The sequence below is a fragment of the Rhodanobacter fulvus Jip2 genome (assembly GCF_000264315.1).
In the GTDB taxonomy this organism is placed as follows: domain Bacteria; phylum Pseudomonadota; class Gammaproteobacteria; order Xanthomonadales; family Rhodanobacteraceae; genus Rhodanobacter; species Rhodanobacter fulvus.
Window position 1 is genome coordinate 66740 of the sequence record NZ_AJXU01000059.1, and the last position, 19486, is coordinate 86225.

At 65.9% G+C, this 19486-nt stretch carries 22 protein-coding genes; 9 read left to right on the forward strand and 13 right to left on the reverse strand.

The window, feature by feature from the left end:
- Nucleotides 1-124 precede the first annotated feature (124 nt).
- From atpA to UU9_RS13740, 5 genes are all read left to right on the forward strand, one after another.
- Nucleotides 125-1675: a F0F1 ATP synthase subunit alpha gene (gene atpA / locus UU9_RS13720; protein ID WP_007082362.1), complete on the forward strand. Its 1551-nt coding sequence runs from the start codon at nt 125-127 to the stop codon at nt 1673-1675.
- Between the two features lie 118 nt (nt 1676-1793).
- Entirely contained in the window at nt 1794-2711 is a 918-nt protein-coding gene (atpG, locus tag UU9_RS13725; RefSeq protein WP_007082363.1) for a F0F1 ATP synthase subunit gamma, read from the forward strand.
- A 126-nt stretch (nt 2712-2837) separates the two neighbouring features.
- Nucleotides 2838-4271: a F0F1 ATP synthase subunit beta gene (gene atpD, locus UU9_RS13730; protein ID WP_007082364.1), complete on the forward strand. Its 1434-nt coding sequence runs from the start codon at nt 2838-2840 to the stop codon at nt 4269-4271.
- Between the two features lie 123 nt (nt 4272-4394).
- Complete coding sequence (locus UU9_RS13735) at nt 4395-4820, forward strand: F0F1 ATP synthase subunit epsilon (RefSeq protein WP_007082365.1); 426 nt, start codon at nt 4395-4397, stop codon at nt 4818-4820.
- 97 nt (nt 4821-4917) lie between these two features.
- The gene (locus tag UU9_RS13740) at nt 4918-5451 is read left to right on the forward strand and encodes a hypothetical protein (RefSeq protein WP_237710289.1); all 534 of its coding nucleotides are present in this window, start codon (nt 4918-4920) and stop codon (nt 5449-5451) included.
- 120 nt (nt 5452-5571) lie between these two features.
- Here the strand turns inward: UU9_RS13740 and UU9_RS13745 are convergent, their stop codons facing one another.
- The 4 genes from UU9_RS13745 to UU9_RS13760 all read right to left on the reverse strand — a co-directional run bounded on the left by UU9_RS13745 (nt 5572) and on the right by UU9_RS13760 (nt 8652).
- Nucleotides 5572-6441, reverse strand: coding sequence for a ParB/RepB/Spo0J family partition protein (locus tag UU9_RS13745; protein WP_007082367.1), 870 nt, complete (start codon nt 6439-6441; stop codon nt 5572-5574).
- A gap of 2 nt (nt 6442-6443) precedes the next feature.
- A complete protein-coding gene (locus tag UU9_RS13750) occupies nt 6444-7298 on the reverse strand; it encodes a ParA family protein (RefSeq protein ID WP_007082368.1) in 855 nt (284 codons plus the stop codon).
- Nucleotides 7299-7326: 28 nt separating this feature from the next.
- Nucleotides 7327-8001 carry a 16S rRNA (guanine(527)-N(7))-methyltransferase RsmG gene (rsmG, locus tag UU9_RS13755; RefSeq protein WP_007082369.1) on the reverse strand — a complete coding sequence of 225 codons (675 nt, stop codon included), beginning with the start codon at nt 7999-8001 and terminating at the stop codon, nt 7327-7329.
- Nucleotides 8002-8184: 183 nt separating this feature from the next.
- A complete protein-coding gene (locus UU9_RS13760) occupies nt 8185-8652 on the reverse strand; it encodes an SPFH domain-containing protein (protein WP_040671060.1) in 468 nt (155 codons plus the stop codon).
- A gap of 391 nt (nt 8653-9043) precedes the next feature.
- On the opposite strand from UU9_RS13760, the gene UU9_RS13765 reads away from it, so the two are divergent.
- Nucleotides 9044-9604 carry a gluconokinase gene (locus tag UU9_RS13765; protein WP_237710290.1) on the forward strand — a complete coding sequence of 187 codons (561 nt, stop codon included), beginning with the start codon at nt 9044-9046 and terminating at the stop codon, nt 9602-9604.
- A gap of 55 nt (nt 9605-9659) precedes the next feature.
- Here the strand turns inward: UU9_RS13765 and UU9_RS13770 are convergent, their stop codons facing one another.
- From UU9_RS13770 to xth, 4 genes are all read right to left on the reverse strand, one after another.
- Nucleotides 9660-10493 (reverse strand): pirin family protein, encoded by an 834-nt coding sequence (locus UU9_RS13770; RefSeq protein WP_007082372.1) that lies wholly within the window; start codon nt 10491-10493, stop codon nt 9660-9662.
- 192 nt (nt 10494-10685) lie between these two features.
- Nucleotides 10686-11432, reverse strand: coding sequence for a DUF4336 domain-containing protein (locus UU9_RS13775; RefSeq protein ID WP_007082373.1), 747 nt, complete (start codon nt 11430-11432; stop codon nt 10686-10688).
- A 61-nt stretch (nt 11433-11493) separates the two neighbouring features.
- Nucleotides 11494-12174, reverse strand: coding sequence for a YecA/YgfB family protein (locus UU9_RS13780; RefSeq protein ID WP_007082374.1), 681 nt, complete (start codon nt 12172-12174; stop codon nt 11494-11496).
- A gap of 113 nt (nt 12175-12287) precedes the next feature.
- Nucleotides 12288-13067, reverse strand: a complete 780-nt coding sequence (xth, locus tag UU9_RS13785) for an exodeoxyribonuclease III (RefSeq protein WP_007082375.1) — start codon at nt 13065-13067, stop codon at nt 12288-12290.
- 295 nt (nt 13068-13362) lie between these two features.
- Here xth and UU9_RS13790 point away from each other — a divergent pair, with 295 nt between their 5' ends.
- Nucleotides 13363-13572, forward strand: a complete 210-nt coding sequence (locus UU9_RS13790; RefSeq protein WP_007082376.1) for a cold-shock protein — start codon at nt 13363-13365, stop codon at nt 13570-13572.
- Nucleotides 13573-13649: 77 nt separating this feature from the next.
- On the opposite strand, the gene UU9_RS13795 is transcribed toward UU9_RS13790, so the two are convergent.
- Nucleotides 13650-14021, reverse strand: coding sequence for a winged helix-turn-helix transcriptional regulator (locus UU9_RS13795; RefSeq protein ID WP_007082377.1), 372 nt, complete (start codon nt 14019-14021; stop codon nt 13650-13652).
- A gap of 101 nt (nt 14022-14122) precedes the next feature.
- On the opposite strand from UU9_RS13795, the gene UU9_RS13800 reads away from it, so the two are divergent.
- Nucleotides 14123-14746: an NAD(P)-dependent oxidoreductase gene (locus UU9_RS13800; protein WP_007082378.1), complete on the forward strand. Its 624-nt coding sequence runs from the start codon at nt 14123-14125 to the stop codon at nt 14744-14746.
- 49 nt (nt 14747-14795) lie between these two features.
- Here the strand turns inward: UU9_RS13800 and UU9_RS13805 are convergent, their stop codons facing one another.
- The gene (locus UU9_RS13805) at nt 14796-16853 is read right to left on the reverse strand and encodes a M3 family metallopeptidase (protein WP_007082379.1); all 2058 of its coding nucleotides are present in this window, start codon (nt 16851-16853) and stop codon (nt 14796-14798) included.
- A 102-nt stretch (nt 16854-16955) separates the two neighbouring features.
- Between UU9_RS13805 and UU9_RS13810 the strand changes: the two genes are divergently transcribed.
- Nucleotides 16956-17489 carry a gamma carbonic anhydrase family protein gene (locus tag UU9_RS13810; RefSeq protein ID WP_007082380.1) on the forward strand — a complete coding sequence of 178 codons (534 nt, stop codon included), beginning with the start codon at nt 16956-16958 and terminating at the stop codon, nt 17487-17489.
- Between the two features lie 104 nt (nt 17490-17593).
- Here the strand turns inward: UU9_RS13810 and UU9_RS13815 are convergent, their stop codons facing one another.
- The 3 genes from UU9_RS13815 to aroE form a co-directional block, all read right to left on the reverse strand.
- Entirely contained in the window at nt 17594-18136 is a 543-nt protein-coding gene (locus UU9_RS13815) for a hypothetical protein (protein WP_007082381.1), read from the reverse strand.
- A gap of 199 nt (nt 18137-18335) precedes the next feature.
- Nucleotides 18336-18602, reverse strand: a complete 267-nt coding sequence (locus UU9_RS13820) for a YkgJ family cysteine cluster protein (protein WP_007082382.1) — start codon at nt 18600-18602, stop codon at nt 18336-18338.
- Nucleotides 18602-19432, reverse strand: a complete 831-nt coding sequence (aroE, locus tag UU9_RS13825; RefSeq protein ID WP_007082383.1) for a shikimate dehydrogenase — start codon at nt 19430-19432, stop codon at nt 18602-18604. The genes UU9_RS13820 and aroE overlap by 1 nt, the downstream gene beginning before the upstream one ends.
- Between the last annotated feature and the right edge of the window lie 54 nt (nt 19433-19486).

Genomic DNA, 19486 nt, shown 5'->3' on the forward strand with positions numbered 1-19486 from the left:
GCAAAACCGGCCGTCCGGGCCGGACTGTCATTTAACGCGAAGTCCGTTTCGCGAAGAGCAAAAGCCGGCCATCCATGGCCGGACTCTTCAAGTAAAGAAAATTCAATTCCCGGGATAGATGACCATGTCCAGTACCACCCTGAATCCGTCCGAGATCAGCGAACTGATCAAGAGCCGTATCGAGCAGTTCAAGCTCGGCGCGGAAGCACGCAACGAGGGCACGATCATCAGCGTGTCCGACGGCATCGTGCGCATCCACGGCCTGGCCGATGCGATGCAGGGCGAAATGATCGAGCTGCCGGGCAACGCGTTCGCGCTGGCGCTGAATCTGGAGCGCGACTCGGTCGGCGCCGTGGTGCTGGGCGAATACCAGCACCTGCGCGAAGGCGACATCGCCAAGACCACCGGCCGCATTCTCGAGGTGCCGGTGGGCCCGGAGCTGCTCGGCCGCGTCGTCGACGCGCTGGGCAACCCGATCGACGGCAAGGGCCCGCTCAACGCCAAGCTCACCGCCGAAGTCGAGAAGGTCGCGCCCGGCGTGATCTGGCGCAAATCGGTCGACCAGCCGCTGCAGACCGGCTACAAGTCGATCGACGCCATGATCCCGGTCGGCCGTGGCCAGCGCGAGCTGATCATCGGCGACCGCCAGACCGGCAAGACCGCGGTGGCGATCGATGCGATCATCGCGCAGAAGGGTTCGGGCGTTAAGTGCATCTACGTGGCCATCGGCCAGAAGCGTTCGTCGATCGCCAACGTGGTGCGCAAGCTGGAAGCGCACGGCGCGCTGGCGCACACCATCATCGTGGTCGCCTCGGCCTCCGAATCGGCTGCGCTGCAGTACGTGGCGCCGTATTCCGGTTGCGCGATGGGCGAATATTTCCGCGATCGTGGCGAAGACGCGCTGATCGTGTACGACGATCTGTCCAAGCAGGCCGTGGCGTATCGCCAGATCTCGCTGCTGCTGAAGCGCCCGCCGGGCCGCGAGGCATATCCGGGCGACGTGTTCTATCTCCACTCGCGTCTGCTGGAGCGCGCATCGCGCGTGTCCGAGGCCTACGTCGAGAAGTTCACCAACGGCGAAGTGAAGGGCAAGACCGGTTCGCTGACCGCGCTGCCGATCATCGAGACCCAGGGCGGCGACGTTTCGGCGTTCGTGCCGACCAACGTGATCTCGATCACCGACGGCCAGATCTTCCTGGAAACCGACCTGTTCAACGCCGGCATCCGTCCCGCCGTGAACGCCGGTATCTCGGTGTCCCGCGTCGGCGGCGCCGCGCAGACCAAGATCGTGAAGAAGCTGTCCGGCGGCGTGAAGCTGGCGCTGGCGCAGTACCGCGAGCTGGCCGCGTTCGCGCAGTTCGCCTCGGATCTGGACCCGGCCACCCGCGCCCAGCTGGACCGTGGCCAGCGCGTGGTCGAACTGATGAAGCAGGGCCAGTACGCGCCGCTGTCGATCGCCGAGCTGGCCTTGTCGGTGTACGCGGCCGAGAAGGGCTACCTGGACGACCTGCCGGTCGCCAAGGTGCTGCCGTTCGAGAAGGGCCTGCACGCCTTCATGCACCAGAACCACGCCGACCTGATGAAGACCATCGTCGCCACCGGCAACTGGGACAAGGACATCGAAGCCACCTTCAAGGCCTCGCTGGACGAGTACAAGAAAACCGGTAGTTGGTGAGAGAGCCGGGATTCTGCATTCGGGATCCGGGATTCGAAAAAGCAGCAGGTCGAGGCTTGAACGAATCCCCCATCCCGATTCCCGAATCCCACGAGCGAACAGAGTGAGCGAGTAAAGCATGGCCAGCGGACGCGAAATCAAAACCAAGATCAAGAGCACGCAGAACATGCGCAAGGTGACGCGCGCGCTCGAAATGGTCTCGGCTGCCAAGATCCGCCGTGCGCAGGATCTGATGAAGGCCTCGCGCCCGTATGCCCGCGCCATGCGCAAGGTGATCGCGCACGTGGCCCAGGCCAGCACGGATTTCAGCCATCCGTTCCTGACCGAGCGCAACAACGTGGCGCGGGTCGGTTACATCGTGGTGTCGACCGATCGCGGCCTGTGCGGCGGCCTCAACTCCAACCTGTTCCGCCGCCTGTTGCCGGCGATCGCCGAGTGGCAGAAGCAGGGCGTGCAGGTGGACGTGGTGGCGGTCGGGCAGAAGGCGGTGGCGTTCTTCCGTCGCCTCAAGGGCGTCAACCTGATCGGCAGCGTGACCCATCTGGGCGAGAAGCCGAAGCTGGAACAGCTGGTGGGCGTGATCAAGGTGATGATGGACGCGTACCAGGCCAACGGGCTGGACCGCGTGTTCCTCGCCTACAACGACTTCGTCAACACGATGGTGCAGAAGCCGACGATCGATGCGCTGTTGCCGCTGCCGCTGGTGGCCGCGGAGATGGAGGCGCACCAGGAAGCCGGTGAATCGGCCTACGCCGGCGTGAAGCTGGAAGCGACCAACGACTGGGACTACCTGTACGAGCCCGACGCGCAGACGGTGCTTGAGCACGTGCTGGGACGCTACATCGAGTCGGTGGTGTACCAGTCGGCGCTGGAGAACCTGGCCAGCGAGCACGCCGCGCGCATGGTGGCCATGAAGGCCGCGTCGGACAACGCGAACAAGGTGATCGACGAACTGACGCTGGTCTACAACAAGGCGCGCCAGGCCGCGATCACGCAGGAAATCTCGGAAATCGTCGGCGGCGCCGCGGCAGTTTGATTCAAGAGGGATTGGAGATTCGGGATTCGGGATTCGTAGAAGCGCTCACGCGCTCCGGCTCTTCCAAATCCCGAATCCCGAATCCCAAATCCCAATACATCAAAGTTATCAGGTGGAGTTATCCCAATGAGCCAGGGCAAAGTTGTTCAGATCATCGGCGCGGTCGTCGACGTGGAATTCCCGCGTGACCAGGTGCCGCAGGTGTACGACGCACTGAAAATCGACGGCACCGACATCACGCTGGAAGTGCAGCAGCAGCTCGGTGACGGCATCGTGCGTACCATCGCGCTGGGCTCCACGGAAGGCCTGAAGCGCGGCCTGCAGGCGCGCAACACCGGCGAAGGCATCAAGGTGCCGGTCGGCAAGGCCACGCTGGGCCGCATCATGGACGTGCTCGGCAACCCGATCGACGAAGTCGGTCCGATCAATGCCGAGGATCACTGGGTCATCCACCGCGAAGCGCCCAGCTACGACGAGCAGGCCGCCGCCAATGACTTGCTGGAAACCGGCATCAAGGTGATCGATCTGGTTTGCCCGTTCGCCAAGGGCGGCAAGGTCGGCCTGTTCGGCGGCGCCGGCGTGGGCAAGACGGTGAACATGCTGGAGCTGATCAACAACATCGCCACCCAGCACGCCGGCCTGTCCGTGTTTGCCGGCGTGGGTGAGCGCACCCGCGAAGGCAACGACTTCTACCACGAGATGCAGGAAGCGGGCGTCGTGAAAATCGACAACCTGCCCGAGTCGAAAGTGGCGATGGTCTACGGCCAGATGAACGAGCCGCCGGGCAACCGCCTGCGCGTGGCGCTGACCGGCCTGACCATGGCCGAGTACTTCCGCGACGAGAAGGACGAGAACGGCAAGGGCAAGGACGTGCTGTTCTTCGTGGACAACATCTACCGCTACACCCTGGCCGGTACCGAAGTGTCCGCGTTGCTCGGCCGCATGCCGTCCGCGGTGGGCTACCAGCCGACCCTGGCCGACGAGATGGGCGTGTTGCAGGAGCGCATCACCTCGACCAAGACCGGCTCGATCACCTCGATCCAGGCCGTGTACGTGCCCGCGGATGACTACACCGATCCGTCGCCGGCCACCACCTTCGCGCATCTGGACTCGACCGTGGCGCTGTCGCGCGACATCGCCAGCCTGGGCATCTACCCGGCGGTGGATCCGCTGGCTTCGACCAGTCGCCAGCTCGATCCGCTGGTGATCGGCCAGGAGCATTACGACGTCGCCCGCCGCGTGCAGGGCACGCTGCAGCGCTACAAGGAGCTGAAGGACATCATCGCGATCCTGGGCATGGACGAGCTCTCCGAGGAAGACAAGCAGGCCGTGTCGCGTGCGCGCAAATGCGAGCGCTTCTTCTCGCAGCCGTTCCACGTGGCCGAAGTGTTCACCGGCTCGCCGGGCAAGTACGTGTCGCTGGCCGAGACCATCCGCGGCTTCAAGATGATCGTCGACGGCGACGTCGACCACATCCCCGAGCAGGCGTTCTACATGGTCGGCGGCATCGACGACGCGATCAAGAAAGCCGAGGAAATGGGCGCCAAGAAAGCCGCGTAAGCGGCTTTCGGGAATCGGGAATGGAGAATAGGGAGTCGGTAAAGCAACAACAGCGCCGGCTCTGCTCCTGACCATTCCCCATTTCCTATTCCCCATTCCCTTCGAGCGCAGCGAGAAAAAGCAATGAGTCAAACCATCCGCGTCGACATCGTCAGTGCCGAAGCCGAGATTTTCTCTGGCGACGCGACGATGGTCGTGGCCACCGGCGAACTGGGCGAGCTGGGCATCACGCCGCGTCATGCGCCGCTGATCACCCGCCTCAAGCCCGGTCACGTCGATGTGCTGCTGGCCGGTGGCGAGCGGCAGCAGTTCTACGTGTCGGGCGGCATGCTGGAAGTACAGCCACAGGTCGTCACCGTGCTGGCCGATACGGCCGCGCGCGCCAGCGACCTGGATGAAGCGTCCGCCTTGCGTGCCAAGCAGGAAGCCGAAGCCGCCCTGGCCAATCGCACCGAGGCGCTGGACGTCGCCGAGGCGCAGGTCAAGCTGGCCGAGGCGATGGCCCAGCTGCAGGCGCTTGAGCGTCTGCGCAAGAACCTCAAGCACTGACTTCCGGGTCTCAACGGAAAGTCATGGAAGCGCCGGCCTTGTGCCGGCGTTTTCGTGTCGGCACCATGCAGTTTTGGCCGCAGGGAGGGAGCCGATGATGAAACGGGCAACCATGGCGCGCATCGGTGTCGGCAGCCTGCTGGTCCTGCTGGCCGGTTGCGTGGCCACCCGGCCGCTACCGCCGCCGCCGGCCACCGGCGAAGCCTCCTGGCATGAAGTGGCCGAGCCCGGCACGAAGCACTACCAGCTGGCGATGGGCGAAGTGTCCAGCGGCGCCACGCCCTTCAAGCGGGTAACTCCCACCTACCCGACCAGCCTGCTCACCGCCTGTCCGCCGCCGCAGGACGTGCAGGCGATGTTGATCGTGGACGACAAGGGAGCGGTGAGCGAGGTGCGCGTGGCAGACGAGGCGCAGGCCGATGCGGGCCGTCGTGCGTTCATCGCGGCGGTGCGCGCCGCCGCGCTGCAATGGGAGTTCAATCCGCTGACCATCGATCACTGGACTGCCGACGGTGACGGCAACAGCCATGTGGTCGATAGCGAGACGAAACCGTTCAGCCTCGACTACGTATTCCACTTCGCATGCCACGCCGGCAAGGCGGCGGTGTCGACGGTGCCGACGAAGCGCTGACTCTGCTTCTGTGGGAGCGACTTCAGTCGCGATGCTCTTTCTCTGGGACTCCGAAGCAGAAGCATCGCGACTGAAGTCGCTCCCACACAGATACGTGGAGCATCGCGCTCCGCTTTGGCCTCAGCGAATCCTGCCCAGGATGCCTTCGAGCTCGTCGTTGCTGTGGTAGTGGATCACCAGCTTGCCGCGGCCGCCGCGGCCTTGCGCCAGTTCCACCCGCGCGGCCAGGCGTTCACCCAGTTCGCGTTCCAGGTCGGCGACGTTGGGGTCGCGGGACGGGCTGTTCTTCGCCTTGCCCTTCGGTTCGGTCTGCGCGCGGCGGGCGGCTTCCTCCAGTTCGCGCACGGTCCAGCCGTTGCGCGAGGCCTCCAGCGCCAGCGCCTCGGCATCGCGCTCGGGCAGGGTCAGCAGGCAGCGGGCATGGCCCATTTCCAGCTTGCCCTCGTCCAGCAGTTTCTTGATCGAGGCGGGCAGCTCGGTGAGCCGCAGCAGGTTGGAGACCGCGGCGCGCGAGCGGCCCACGGCATCGGCCGCCTGCTGATGGGTGAGGTCGAAATCGTCGATCAGCCGCTTCAGCGCGTCCGCTTCCTCCAGCGGGGTGAGATCCTCGCGCTGGATGTTCTCGATCAACGCCATCGCCGGCACGGATTCCTCCGGCACGCGCTTGACCAGCGCGGGCAGTTCGGCCAGTTGCGCTTTTTGCGCCGCGCGCCAGCGCCGTTCGCCGGCGATCAGCTCGTAGCTGTTCTTGCCCAGCGCGCGCACCACCACCGGCTGGATCAGGCCCTGCGCCTTGATCGAGGCGGCCAGCTCTTCCAGCGCCTCGCCGTTCCAGTGCCGCCGCGGCTGGTATTTGCCCGGCTGGATCTGCTGGATCGGCAGCATGCGCAGTTCACCTTCCTGTTCGGTCAGCGGCGGGGTGTCCGGGCCGTCGCCGCCGAGCAAGGCATCGAGCCCGCGGCCAAGCCCACGTTTTTTTGCAGCGGCCATGCTTATTCCTGGTGAATGCCGGCGACGGCGTCATGCGTTGCCGGGTGTTCGTGATCATGCGAGGCGGCATCGGCCGTCGCGCTGGCGGTAGCCTGGTTGCGTTCGCGCCGGATCATTTCGCCGGCCAGGCCCACATAGGCGATCGCGCCACGCGAACTGCGGTCGTACAGATGGATGGGCTGGCCATGGCTGGGCGCTTCGGCCAACCGCACGTTGCGCGGGATGATCGAGCGCAGCACCTTGTCGCCGAAATGCTGGGTGAGCTGGGCCGAGACCTCGTTGCCCAGGTTGTTGCGCACGTCGTACATGGTGCGCAGCAGGCCTTCCACTTCCAGCGTGGGGTTCAGGCGCTGGCGCACCGCCTTGATCGTTTCGAGCAGGCTGGACAGGCCCTCCAGCGCGAAATATTCGCATTGCACCGGAATCAGCACGCCATCGGCGGCGGTCAGCGCATTCAGCGTCAGCAGGTTCAGCGAGGGCGGGCAGTCGATCAGGATGGTGTCGTAGTCGCCGGTCACCTTCGCCAGTTGTTCCTTCAACCGGTGTTCGCGCGCCAACGCGTCCATCAGCTTCAACTCGGCGGCGGTGAGGTCGCCGTTGCCGGGCAGCAGGTCGTAATGCGCCTCGGTGGTCACGATCGCCTCGGCCACGGTCGCCTCTTCCAGCAGGACGTCGCAGCCGTTGGGGCGGTGGTCGCGTTTGCTGATCCCCGACGCCATCGTGGCGTTGCCCTGCGGATCCAGGTCCACCAGCAATACCTTGCGTTTCGCGGCGGCCAGTGCCGCGGCGAGGTTGACTGCCGTGGTGGTCTTGCCGACGCCGCCCTTCTGGTTGGCGACAGCGATGATGCGGGCCATGGATGGTAGCTACCGTGCGCGGGAGTCCCTAGTGTAATGCGTCGCCCGGGCCCGCGCCGTCCACCAGCTTGGCGGATGTGCGCCCGATCACCAGCAGGTGGCGTTCGGCCGGCAGGCCCGGCACGGCCAGTTCATGCGTGCCGCGAACGGCGAAGCCAGGCGGGATGCCGGGCAACTCGTCGTCCGGCCGTTTGCCCTTCATCGCCAGCCAGATGCCGTCCGGCGCCAGCAACTGGCCGCCCCAGCCCAGCATGTCGGCGAGGCTGGCGAAGGCGCGCGCGGTCACGCAGTCGTACTGGCCCTCGACGTCTTCCACCCGCGACTGCAGCGCACGCACGCCCTCGAGCTTGAGCGAGCGGATCGCCTCGCGCAGGAAACGCACCTTCTTGCCGTTGGAGTCCACCAGCAGGATCTCGCGCCCCGGCGCGGCGATCGCCAGCACGATGCCCGGCAACCCCGGGCCGGTGCCCAGGTCCGCCAGGGTGGCGCCTTGCACGTAGGGCAGGATCGCCAGCGAATCGAGCAGATGGCGGGTGATCATCTCCGCCGGATCGCGCACGGCGGTGAGGTTGTAGGTGGCGTTCCAGCGCTCCAGCAACATCTGGTAATCGAGCAGCCGCGGAACGGCATCGGCCGGCAGGCGCAAACCCAGTTGATCGATGCCCTGTTCGAGCCGTGCCTGCAAGGCGTCGCGCGCTGCCATGGTGATTCCTGAAACATCGGTTGTAGGGGCGACTTCAGTCGTGATCGCACACGATGGTGACGGTCGAGTCGCGGCGGTGCCGCGGCAGTATCCCGTTCGCGCGGCACGGATGCCAGCGCGTCGCGCAACAAAAACCCGCCAGGCGGCGGGTCGGTTTGCGCTTGTGGCGTTGCCGTGGCCCGTTCAAGCCAGGTCGAGATCGACCCGCGTGACCATCATGCCGCGCTCGCGCAGGGCGCTGTTCAGCGCCAGCTTCATCCGCGTGCCCAGTACGCGCCGATCGGCGGCCTCGCCTGCCTGCGGCTCGTCGTGCATGGCGGCGATGGCGCCGCGGCGGATCAGCTGATCGACCTGGTCGATCACCGCATCGGCACGCTCGGGCTCCAGTACCTGCCAGTAGACCGTGCCGCGAACATCATGGGCGTCGTCGGCCATCGATTCTTCCAGCCGCAGCACCTGGCCGGCCAGATTGATCTTGTGTGCCACGCGCTCCAGCAGCGGCATCACCATGTGCACACCCGGTTGCAGCAGCCGTGCCGGCTTGCCCAGCCGATGCAGGCTGTAGACCTGTCCGGCAGGCACATGCTTGATCGCGCTGGCGAGCAACGCCAGTGCGGACCCCAGAATCATGACCGAAATGAGAGTGTTCATCTTTTCAAAACAGCCACTTGGCTGTTATTTCCTCGTCCAGTACAACAACTCAAGGGTACAGGCGGACCTGGTGTGAAATATTAACGGACATTTAACCCGCGAGCCAGCCCGAAACAAGGTCTGTGGCCAACGGTGCCCGTTTTCATCCCTCGTCCGGCTCGTCTTCCGTAGAAACGCTTACTTAACGCTTCGGCCGACGCCCGGGGATCTTTAGCCGATGCTTGACGTCCGGTGATCGTTTGTGCCGCCGCACGTCAACAGCGCATCGGATTTTGTTCGCCACGGGCGCGCCGCGCCGCCGTCACCCGTTCAAAGCAAGAAAAGTGCCCACATGGCCGACGTGAGGAAGGTGAAGTAAGGTAACGGCCCGCGACCCAGAGGCAGCGAGCACGTGACAGACGAGAGGCAGAAGGGTGATCAAGCCACGATCGTCGTGGTCATGGGCGTATCCGGTTCGGGCAAGACCACGGTGGCCCGGGAGCTGGCGCAGCAGCTGAACTGGGAATTCCTGGAAGGCGACAGCGTGCATCCGCCGGCAAACGTCGCCAAGATGAGCGCCGGCACGCCGCTGAACGACGACGATCGCTGGCCATGGCTGGAGGCGATCGTGAAGTGGATGTCGCAACGGCTGCAACGCGGCGAAAGCGCCGTCGTGGCGTGTTCGGCCTTGCGTCGCATCTACCGCGACCACTTGCGCCAGGCCGGCGCCGGCGTGCGCTTCGCCTACCTGCACGTACCCCACGACGAATTGGCCCGGCGCATGCGCAGCCGCGACCACTTCATGCCGCCGTCGCTGCTGGACAGCCAGTTGGCGACGCTGGAAGAGCCGGGCCCGGATGAAGATGCGCTGCGGGTCACCGAGGAGCACGGCGTGGAAGCCAGCCTGGCCGCCATTGTCGACTGGGCCTGCCGCCCCTCCGTCGATGCGAGCGCACCGGCGGATGAACGGTAAACCGGTTTGCCGGCGCATCCCTCGATACGAGGTGATGGCGCCGGCAGGATTCGCCTCAGAACTTGCCGGCGCGGAAGTCGGCGATGGCTTCCTGGATCTGCTCGGGTGTGTTCATCACGAACGGGCCGTAGCGGGCCACGCGCTCGTTCAACGGTTTGCCGGCCACCACCAGCAGGCGCGATGACTTGTCGCCGCCGGTCAGTTGCAGTGTTTCACCGTCGGACAGCACGCCCAGTTCGCTGCGTTGCAGTTGTTCGCCGCCCACCGTGGCCGATTCGCCCTCGAACACATAGGCAAAGCCGTGGTGGCCGGCCGGCAGGTCCAGGGTCAGCTCTGCGCCCGGCTGCAGGCTCACATCAAGGTACACCGGTGCGGTGGCGATGCCTTCGACCGGGCCGATGGCACCGGCTAGTTCGCCAGCGATGACTTTGACTTCGACGCCCGCCGCCGGCCGCACCACCGGAATCCGATCGGGGCCGATGTCCTGGTAGCGCGGGGCGGTCATCTTGTCGCGGGCCGGCAGGTTCACCCACAACTGGAAACCCCACATCAAACCGTCTTCCTGCTGCGGCATTTCCGAATGCAGGATGCCGCGGCCGGCGGTCATCCACTGCACGCTGCCGGGCGTGAGGTCGCCCCGGTTGCCGTGGTTGTCGTGGTGCTGCATGCGGCCGGCCAGCATGTAGGTGACGGTTTCGAAGCCGCGATGCGGATGCTCGGGAAAGCCGGCGATGTAATCGTCGGCGCTGTCGGAACGGAATTCGTCCAGCAGCAGGAACGGATCGAGCATGTCCAGCCCGGGCTGGCCGATGACGCGCTTCAACTTCACGCCGGCGCCGTCGGAGGTATCCGTGCCGCGGATGCGGCGGGTGATGTGGCGATTTTTCATGGCGTGCTCCCGTAAGCGATGAAGGCGATGTCCGGACGTATCAGGTCATCGATGATGGCCATCAAGATGGTCCCCTCGCGGCCCACCGCCAAGCGGCGGGGTGCGAACGGATCGTTTCCCTTGCGTTACGACCGGCACATCGCACGTCTGGCGGCGTGGCGATGGGGCCCACCGGCCATCGCACGAAACGGCTCAATCCAGCCAGCGAAACGCCCGGGCCAGCTCGGCTTGGGCATCGTCCAGGTAGCAGCGGCCGTGGGCGAGAATGACCCGCTGTGGCTGCCACGCCAGCATCCGCGCCAGGCATGCGCGTGCCTGGCGTTTGCGGCCGACATAGGTCAGGCGCATGTCCAGCGGGGCCTTGCCGTCGGGATGCAGCACGCCGCCGAGCCGGGCCATCCAGCGCATGGTGCGGGAGAGCTTTTCCGCTTCGAAATTCTCGATCAGATCGGCCAGGATCAGGGTGGCGCTGGCGCGATGCAGGAAGACGAACTCCTGCATGACACGGCTGCCGCGAAAGCACAGCTGGTCTATCGCGGCGGCCCAGGCGGGAGGCGCGTCGTCGCCGAGATCGGCGTCGAAAGGCGCCTCGATATGCTGGCTCGCCGCCCGCTTGCGCACTCCGGGCGAGGCCCAGGCCAGCGCTTCGGGATAGTGTTTTTTCCAGGCGGCGATATGGGCGTAATGCAACAGGTTTGGCGACACCAGGTGGCGAACCGGCCCCAGCGCGTCGATGGCGGCGAGCAGTGTGGCGTCCGGAGCGATCGGCGAGTGGCACCACAGCGCGCCGTCGGGCAGCCGCACCAGCGTCATGCGGGTGGAAAACGGCATGCTGCCGCCGGGCACGGCCATGCATTCGATCGGGCCGTCGACGATCCAGATATCCGGCGCTACCGGCTTCAGGACATTGATCGGCGTGTACAGGCCGGTCGGCGGCATCGCGAGCTCCGTTGATCGGCTGGTCGATGGGCGCCGCGCTTGTGCTGTTGGATGCGGCCTTTCAGTGCACCCAATGGCCGCTGCGCTGGCGCGGCGGGTTGCTGTCGTCGTTGTTCTTGTCGCCGGGGAGTTGCAGCACCATCGCTTCCACCTCGGCCTCGGTGGCCGGCCTGGCCTGCCAATACTGGTTGACCGACACCAGCACGGTCGCCACCTGCGCCAGGCAGCTGTCGTACTCCTCGTCGCTGAGTTTCTCGAACTCGGCATCGGCGCTGAGCACGCCCTCGTCGACCGCCAGCGCCATCACCGGACCGAGCAGTTCCATCAGCTGCGGGTCCTCGCTGAGGCGGCTTTCCCACAGGCTGGCGCGCAGGTCGATGCCGCGACTGAAGCCTTCGCACCAGCCTGCGGCGGACAGCATCATGCCGGTTTCCAGCTCCACTTCACCCAGGATCGGCTCGTAGGCATCCACGTCGAGCTCGGCGCTGATCGAGTCGTTGAGCTTGGCCAGCAACGCCAGCACGCGGTTGCCTTCGTTCTCGTCGGCGAAGGGTTCGTGCAGCACTTCGGGCAGCCATTCCTCCGGCAGCACCACCAGGGGGCCGACCGCCAGTGCGCTGAGCAGGCCGTGCACGCCATCGAGCAGCAGGTCGTCCTCGCCCGTGTGCGCGCGCAGGTAGCGGTCCAGTTCATCCAGTTCGCTGTCGTCCAGCGAGCTGGGCCATTCACTTTTTGCAGTCATCTCAAAACCTGTTCATGGTCGCATCGCCACCGTCGCGAGCGGCACAGGTGGCAAGGAAAAGAGTGTACGTCGGCGCGGGATGATCGACGGATGATGGCGCAACGCCGACCGGTTCACGGGCTTGTTCCCAGGTCGAGTTCGAGCATCACCGGGGTGTGGTCGGAGGGCCGCTCCCAGCGCCGCGGTTCCCGGTCGATGGTGGCGGCGCGGGCGATGGATTTGAGGGCTTCGCCGATCAGGATCAAGTCGATGCGCAGGCCCATGTTGCGGCGGAACGCGGCCTGGCGGTAATCCCACCAGCTGTAGTGGCCCCCTTCGGCTTCGAACAGGCGAAAGCTGTCGTGCAGGCCCAGATCGGTGATCGCCTTCAGACCCGCCCGCTCCGGCGGCGAACACAAAATGTCCTCGCCCCACGCCGTCGCGTCGTAGACGTCCCGATCGTCCGGGCAGATGTTGAAGTCGCCCAGCACGACCAGCCGTGGATGGCGGGCCAGTTCATCCGCCAGGAAGTCCCGCACCCGCGCCAGCCAGTCCAGTTTGTACGCGTACTTCGGATCGCCCACCGCCTTGCCGTTGACGACGTACAGGTTCACCACGCGCAGCCCGCCCACGCTGGCAGCCAGGATGCGCCGCTGCGGGTCGTCCAGGCCGGGGATGTCGGTGACGATGTCGCGCGGTTCGTCGCGGGCCAGGATGGCCACGCCGTTGTAGGTTTTCTGGCCAGAAAAGACCGCGCGATACCCGGCAGCCGCCAGCTCGTCGACCGGAAATTTCGCGTCTTCCAGCTTGGTTTCCTGCAGCGCCACCACATCGGGCTGCGCATCGGCCAGCCACTGGGTCAGATGCGGCAACCGCACCTTCAGTGAGTTGACGTTCCACGAGGCAATTTTCATCCCGCCATTGTAGGGGATGCGCGGGTGCGGCCGGCCGCATGCCGCAGGGAGGCGATGAACGGGGAAAACCGGAGGAACCGCGCCGTCAGGCGGTTTGGCAGGCTTGTCGGGCGGGGTGTTCCAGTGGCGCCGTTGGGGCGCAAAAGCCACTGGAAACTATATTCACCACAAGCTTGCATTCCAGTGTATGCTGGCGAGGCAGGGGTTTGGGGCAACCCAGAGTGCCTGCTTCTATTGCGGTCAAGTGCATTTCGCTCCAAGCCGCAAACCATCAATGCTTCAAAGGTAATGTTACATGTCGGATCGTCAGAGCGGTACAGTCAAGTGGTTCAACGACGCCAAAGGTTTTGGCTTCATCACCCCGGAAAGCGGTGACGACCTGTTCGTGCATTTCCGCGCGATCCAGGGCACGGGCTTCAAGTCCCTGCAGGAAGGCCAGCGCGTCACGTTCATCGTCACCAAGGGCCAGAAAGGCCTGCAGGCTGAGGAAGTCCAGGTTGCCTGAGTCCAACAGGACTTGAGCGATCTTTGAAAAGCCCGCTTCGGCGGGCTTTTTTTATGGCTGTCGCACGGCGCGGAGGCTCACGCGCCGGACTTGGCGCCCGCGTCGTACCGCTGCTGGTTGGCGGTCACTTCCTCCATGTGGGTCTCGGCCCAGACCCGCAGGGCATCCAGCGTGGTGGCAAGCGTCTGGCCCAGGGGCGTGATGGCGTATTCAACCGTGACCGGCACGGTCGCGAAGGCCTTGCGGCTGACCAGTCCATCGCGCTCCAGGCTCTTGAGCGTCTGCGAGAGCATCTTCTGGGAAATGCCTTCAACCGCCCGGCGCAACCGGTTGAAGCGAATGGGGCCCTCGATCAACAGCCCCAGCACCAGCACCGCCCATTTGTCGGCAACGCGATCGAGCACCTTGCGCGTGGGACAGTTGGACGAATACGGGTTGGCGATATTCATGGGGGTTTCCTTGAGGTAACCAAGTAAGGGGCAGGTTCCTTATTTACACCAGTATATGTTCTGGAGCCTAATTACCAAAAGAAACCATCGAGGAAATCAACATGCACGTCGCGCTTATCGGTGCCTCCGGCAATGCCGGATCACGCATTCTTGCCGAACTCGTCCAGCGCGGGCACACGGTCACCGCCATCGTGCGCAACCCGGCCCGGGTGCCGGTGTTGTCCGGCGTCGAAGCCAAGGCGGGGGACGTCGCCGATGAGGCGGGGCTTGCGGCACTCCTGGCGGGCCACGATGCGGTCGTCAGCGCCGTCCCTTTTGCCACCACCGATGCGGCCAGGCTGATCGCGACCGTGCGTGCCGCCGGCGTGCCGCGTTACCTCGTGGTGGGTGGTGCGGGCAGCCTTGAGGTGGCGCTGGGCAATTTCCCGCTGGGCTTGACCCTGATCGACGCGCCGAATTTTCCGGAGGCCTACAAGCAGGAGGCGGGCGCGGGAAGCGTATTCCTCGATCTGCTGCGCGCGGAGAAACAACTGGACTGGACGTTCCTGTCGCCCTCGGCGATGTTCATACCCGGGGAGCGGACCGGCACCTTCCGGCTCGGCACCGACCTGCTGCTGTCGAACGAGAACGGCAGCAGCATTTCCTTCGAGGATTTCGCCATCGCCCTCGTGGACGAACTGGAAAAGCCTGCGCACTCGCGCGCACGCTTCACGGTCGGCTACTGAGCATCCGCGCAGCTTGCCCGGATGCCGGGCAAGCCGGCAGAAAGCAGGATCAGGCCAGCCCGTGACTGCGTAGCAAGGCCTCGGGTTCGGGCTTGCGGCCGCGGAACGCGATGAAGCTTTCCAGCGCCGGGCGGCTGGCGCCGACCGCCAGGAACTCCTTGCGGAAACGTTCGCCGGTGGCGCGGTCGATCACCTCGCCACTCTCGCCTGCGCGTTCCTCGAACTCGCCAAACGCATCGGCGCTCAACAGTTCGGCCCACAGGTAGCTGTAGTAACCGGCCGCGTAGCCGCCGGCGAAGATGTGGCTGAAGCCGTGCGGGAAGCGCTGCCACGCCGGTGGATGCAGCACGGCCACTTCCTTGCGCACCTGCTCCAGCACGGCCAGCGGCCGGGCGCCCGCGCCGGGGTCGTATTCCAAGTGCAGCAGGAAGTCGAACAGCGCGAATTCCAGCTGCCGCACCAGGAACAGGCCGGCGTGGAAATGGCGGGCGGCCAACATGCGTTCGAACAATTCGTGCGGCAACTTTTCGCCGGTCTGGTAGTGCTTCGCGAACAGGTCCAGCGCCTGCCGGTTCCAGCCGAAGTTCTCCATGAACTGGCTGGGCAGTTCGACCGCGTCCCACTCCACGCCATCGATGCCGCCGATCGACGGCAGCGTGATCTCGGTCAGCAGATGGTGCAAGCCGTGGCCGAATTCGTGGAACAGCGTGAGCACGTCGTCATGGGTGAGCAGCGCCGGTTTGTCGCCGGTGGGCGGGGCGAAGTTGCAGGTGAGGAAAGCCACCGGCAACTGGTTGTGTTCGCCATCGTCGAAGCGGGCGCGGCACACGTCCATCCAGGCGCCGCCGCGCTTGCCGTTGCGCGCGTACAGGTCGACGTAGGCGCCGGCGAAAATGCGGCCGGCCGCGTCGCGCACGTCGTAATAGCGCACCTCGGGATGCCACACATCGACGTCGTCGCGCGGTGCCAGCGTGATGCCGTAGAGCTTGCCGGTGAGCGCGAACAGGCCGTCGATGACGGCCGGCAGCGGGAAGTAGGGCTTCAGTTGCTCCTCGTCCAGCGCGTATTGCTGCTGACGCAGCTTCTCGGAGGCGTAGCCCACGTCCCACGGTTCGAGGTTGTCCAACTCCAACTCGTCATGGGCGAACGCGCGCAGCGTGGCCAGTTCCTGCTGGGCCACGGGCTTGGCGCGGGTGGCCAGGTCGTGCAGGAATTCCATCACCTCGGTGGGCGAATCGGCCATCTTGGTCGCCAGCGATTCTTCCGCCGCATTGGCAAAACCCAACAATTGCGCCGCTTCGTGGCGCAGCGCCATGATCTTCTCGATGCGTGCGCTGTTGTCGAACTTGCCCGCGTTCGGGCCCTGGTCGGAGGCGCGGGTCTGATAGGCCCAGTACACCTTTTCGCGCAGCGCGCGGTTGTCGGCGTAGCTCAGGACGGCCTGCACGCTGGGCTGTTTCAGCGTTACCAGATAGCCGTCCAGATCCCGATCCTGCGCGTACTGGCGCAACACCGCGCGGCCGGACTCGGGGACGCCGGCCAGGTCGCGCTCGTCGGTGATCTGTTCGTGCCAAGCCTCGCTGGCGTCCAGCACCGCATTGGAGAATTCGGTGGACAGCTTGCTCAACTCCACCCCGATCTCGCGAAAGCGCGAACGCGCCGGCTCTTCCAGCGCGATGCCGCAAAGCTTGAAGTCGCGCAGCGCGTGTTCCACCAGGGCGCGCTGCGGGCGCGGCAGCGTGGCGAAATCCGGCGCGTCGGCCAGCGCCTGCACCGCGGTGAACAACGGGCGGTTCTGGCCCAGCTCCATCGCGTAGTCGGTGAGCTTCTCCTCGGCCGGTCCGTACACCTCGCGCAAGGCCTCGCTGTCGGCCACCGAATGCAGGTGGGAAACCGGCGCCCAGGCGCGCGCCAGGCGCTGTTCCAGCCGCTCCTGGGTCAGCATCACGGTGGCGAAATCGCGCGGCGCGTCGGGGGCGACGAGGGCGTCGATGCCGGCGCGGTAATCGGCCAGGATCGCGTCGATCGCCGGCTCCACGTGTTCGGGACGAATCTGCGAGAACGCCGGCAGGGTGTCGTCGGCAAGCAGGGGGTTGTCGTGGCTCATGAACGCTCCTTTTCAGGCACCCAGCGTGGCGACCGCGCGGAGTGAAATCAAGCGTGGCGACGTGACGAAGGCCGCATCGGCGGACACCGCTAGAATGGGCCGATGAATTCCCTGCGCAGCTTCAAGGGCATCGCGCCCGTCCTCGGTGATCGCGTGTACGTCGACCCCGCCGCCAGCGTGATCGGCGACGTGGTGCTGGGCGATGACGTGTCGATCTGGCCCGGCGCGGTGCTGCGCGGTGACGTCAACCACATCCGCGTGGGCGCGCGCACCAGCATCCAGGACGGCAGCATCGTGCACGTCGCCCACGCCGGCCCGTACGGCCCCGGCTTTCCGTGCCTGATCGGCGAAGGCGTCACCATCGGTCATGCGGCCGTGGTGCACGCCTGCACCATCGGCGACTACTGCCTGATCGGCATGCACGCCAGCGTGATGGATGGCGCCGTGGTGAAGAAGTACGGTTTCGTGGGCGCCGGCGCGCTGGTGCCGCCCGGCAAGGTGGTGGGCGAGCGCGAGCTGTGGCTGGGCAACCCGGCGAAATTCGTGCGCCTGCTGAGCGATGCGCAGGTCGAGCAGCTGCACTATTCGGCCGACCATTACGTGCGGCTGAAAGACGACTATCTGTCCGCCGGTTGATGCTGTCTGTGGGAGCGGCTTCAGCCGCGATGCTCCTGTTTTGAAAGCTGAAGCAAAGAGCATCGCGGCTGAAGCCGCTCCCACAGGTTGTCTACCGCCCCGCGCTACATGGCGCGTCCAACGGTTGCCTGGATACGCGCGGCCTCCATCTCGTGCTGCCGGGTCAGGATGTTGCGCGCGGCGGAAAGCTTGCCGCCGAGCAGGGCGAGCGTGAAGTTGTCGCGGTCGAATTCGCGCAACAGGTCGATCTCGCGTCGGGCTTCTTCCAGTTCACCGCCGTTGATGGTGCCTTCGATCTCCACCGCAGCGCGCGGAAAGGTTTCGCGCAACGCCTCCTGCGCGGTGAGGTTCGACGGGTCGAGTTGCAGCACGCTGAGATAGAACTCGAACGCATTGCTGCCTTGCGGCGCCACCAGGCGCCCGTCGCGCATCGCATCGCGGGCAAGGTCCAGCAGGATGGTGATCCCGCTGTCGGCATCGTCGGTGGCATCCGCCACGGTGGCCGTGGGCGTGCCGATATGGGCTATCGATGCCGCGACGCCGACGCGGCTGTACCAGACGATGCCGCAGGCCGACACCAGCAGAAGCGCCAGCGGAATGAGTACGAGGGCGTGGCGACGCGACGTGGCCAGAAGGGAACGGAACATGGCACCTGCTGCATGGACGACCGCTCGCGGGGCCGGCGCCTGCGGCGCACCCCGGCGGTGGGCGCCACGGTAGCCGCGATGTGTTTCAGTCCTGTGGCGGTGCGTTGCAGCTACGGTCCTCCCCGGCCATGCGGGAGGGGCGTTTTTGATCCTGGGAGATCGGATCAAGAGCTGCCTTGCAGTGGGGATGGAATTGGTCTCAGCCGCCGGCGGTTGCCGCTTCCAGTTGCGCCAGCCAGGCCAGCGCATGACGGCGGTCGCTGCCGCACATCGCCGGCTCCGCGCGCAGGCTGGCGCATACGGCGGGGCGGTCGGCGCGGCCGAAAATCGCGCAGCGGTTGTCGGCGGTCAGTTGCACGCAGCGCACGCCGGCGGGTTTGCCGTGCGGCATGCCGGGGATCGGCGAGCTGATCGAAGGGGCGATGCAGCAGGCGCCGCAACCGCTGCGGCAGGCCAGTGCCTCCATCAGCCGAACTGTTGGCGCAACGCGTGGTAGACCGGGTCGGTGTCCGGCCGCTTGCCATGCCACAGTTCGAACGCGTCGGCGGCAGTTTCCACCAGCATGCCCAGGCCGTCGAACGCGTAACGGGCACCGGCGGTTTTTGCCCAGGCCAGGAAGCTGCCGGCCGCCGCACCGTAGGACAGGTCGTAGCACAGCGCCCGCGCGCCGACGAGCGAAAACGGCAGTTGCAGCGCGGTGCCGAGCACGCCGGCGGAGGTGGCGTTGATGATCAGGTCGAAGCTGCCGATGTCGGCCAGGTCGTGCCAGTAGCGGGTATGCGCCCGCGCGGGATCGCCGATGGCGTCGGCCAGCGCGTCGGCTGGCTCGGGCGAGCGGTTGACGATGGTCAGCGTGGCCACGCCCGCGTCCAGCAGATGCCACGCCACGCCGCGCGCCGCGCCGCCGGCGCCCAGCAGCAGGGCGGTGTGACCGCGCAAGTCGGTGCTGTGGCGCTCGGTGATGTCGCGCACCATGCCGTCGCCATCGGTGTTGTGCGCGGCCAGCGTGCCGTCGCCCTGCAGGGTCAACACATTGGCGCTGCCCACGCGGATGGCCGATTCGCTGCGCTGGTTCGCCAGCGCAAACGCGGCGGCCTTGTGCGGCAAGGTAACGTTCGCGCCGTGGCCGCCATCGAGGAAAAAGCGCCGCACGGCTTCGGCAAATGCCTCGGGCGCAGCGTCGATGGCGCGGTACTCCAGCTCGATGCCGAACTGTTGCCCGAAGGCATGGTGGATCTGCGGCGACAGGCTGTGGCTGATGGGGTGGCCGAACACGGCGAACTGGGCGGTTGGCATGCGGATTCCCTGAAGGTGACTGGCGCCATTCTACTGGCGCGGGAATCGGGAATC

Coding starts and splice junctions, on each gene's coding strand:
- xth (WP_007082375.1), bottom strand. CDS start 13,067: ATGAAAATTGCCTCGTGGAACGTCAACTCACTGAAGGTGCGGTTGCCG.
- UU9_RS13805 (WP_007082379.1), bottom strand. CDS start 16,853: ATGAGCCACGACAACCCCCTGCTTGCCGACGACACCCTGCCGGCGTTC.
- UU9_RS13760 (WP_040671060.1), bottom strand. CDS start 8,652: ATGAACACTCTCATTTCGGTCATGATTCTGGGGTCCGCACTGGCGTTG.
- UU9_RS13775 (WP_007082373.1), bottom strand. CDS start 11,432: ATGCCGCCGACCGGCCTGTACACGCCGATCAATGTCCTGAAGCCGGTA.
- UU9_RS13795 (WP_007082377.1), bottom strand. CDS start 14,021: ATGAATATCGCCAACCCGTATTCGTCCAACTGTCCCACGCGCAAGGTG.
- rsmG (WP_007082369.1), bottom strand. CDS start 8,001: ATGGCAGCGCGCGACGCCTTGCAGGCACGGCTCGAACAGGGCATCGAT.
- UU9_RS13790 (WP_007082376.1), top strand. CDS start 13,363: ATGTCGGATCGTCAGAGCGGTACAGTCAAGTGGTTCAACGACGCCAAA.
- UU9_RS13740 (WP_237710289.1), top strand. CDS start 4,918: ATGAAACGGGCAACCATGGCGCGCATCGGTGTCGGCAGCCTGCTGGTC.
- UU9_RS13770 (WP_007082372.1), bottom strand. CDS start 10,493: ATGAAAAATCGCCACATCACCCGCCGCATCCGCGGCACGGATACCTCC.
- aroE (WP_007082383.1), bottom strand. CDS start 19,432: ATGCCAACCGCCCAGTTCGCCGTGTTCGGCCACCCCATCAGCCACAGC.
- atpD (WP_007082364.1), top strand. CDS start 2,838: ATGAGCCAGGGCAAAGTTGTTCAGATCATCGGCGCGGTCGTCGACGTG.
- UU9_RS13750 (WP_007082368.1), bottom strand. CDS start 7,298: ATGGCCCGCATCATCGCTGTCGCCAACCAGAAGGGCGGCGTCGGCAAG.
- UU9_RS13810 (WP_007082380.1), top strand. CDS start 16,956: ATGAATTCCCTGCGCAGCTTCAAGGGCATCGCGCCCGTCCTCGGTGAT.
- UU9_RS13800 (WP_007082378.1), top strand. CDS start 14,123: ATGCACGTCGCGCTTATCGGTGCCTCCGGCAATGCCGGATCACGCATT.
- UU9_RS13780 (WP_007082374.1), bottom strand. CDS start 12,174: ATGACTGCAAAAAGTGAATGGCCCAGCTCGCTGGACGACAGCGAACTG.
- UU9_RS13735 (WP_007082365.1), top strand. CDS start 4,395: ATGAGTCAAACCATCCGCGTCGACATCGTCAGTGCCGAAGCCGAGATT.
- UU9_RS13745 (WP_007082367.1), bottom strand. CDS start 6,441: ATGGCCGCTGCAAAAAAACGTGGGCTTGGCCGCGGGCTCGATGCCTTG.
- UU9_RS13820 (WP_007082382.1), bottom strand. CDS start 18,602: ATGGAGGCACTGGCCTGCCGCAGCGGTTGCGGCGCCTGCTGCATCGCC.
- atpG (WP_007082363.1), top strand. CDS start 1,794: ATGGCCAGCGGACGCGAAATCAAAACCAAGATCAAGAGCACGCAGAAC.
- atpA (WP_007082362.1), top strand. CDS start 125: ATGTCCAGTACCACCCTGAATCCGTCCGAGATCAGCGAACTGATCAAG.
- UU9_RS13815 (WP_007082381.1), bottom strand. CDS start 18,136: ATGTTCCGTTCCCTTCTGGCCACGTCGCGTCGCCACGCCCTCGTACTC.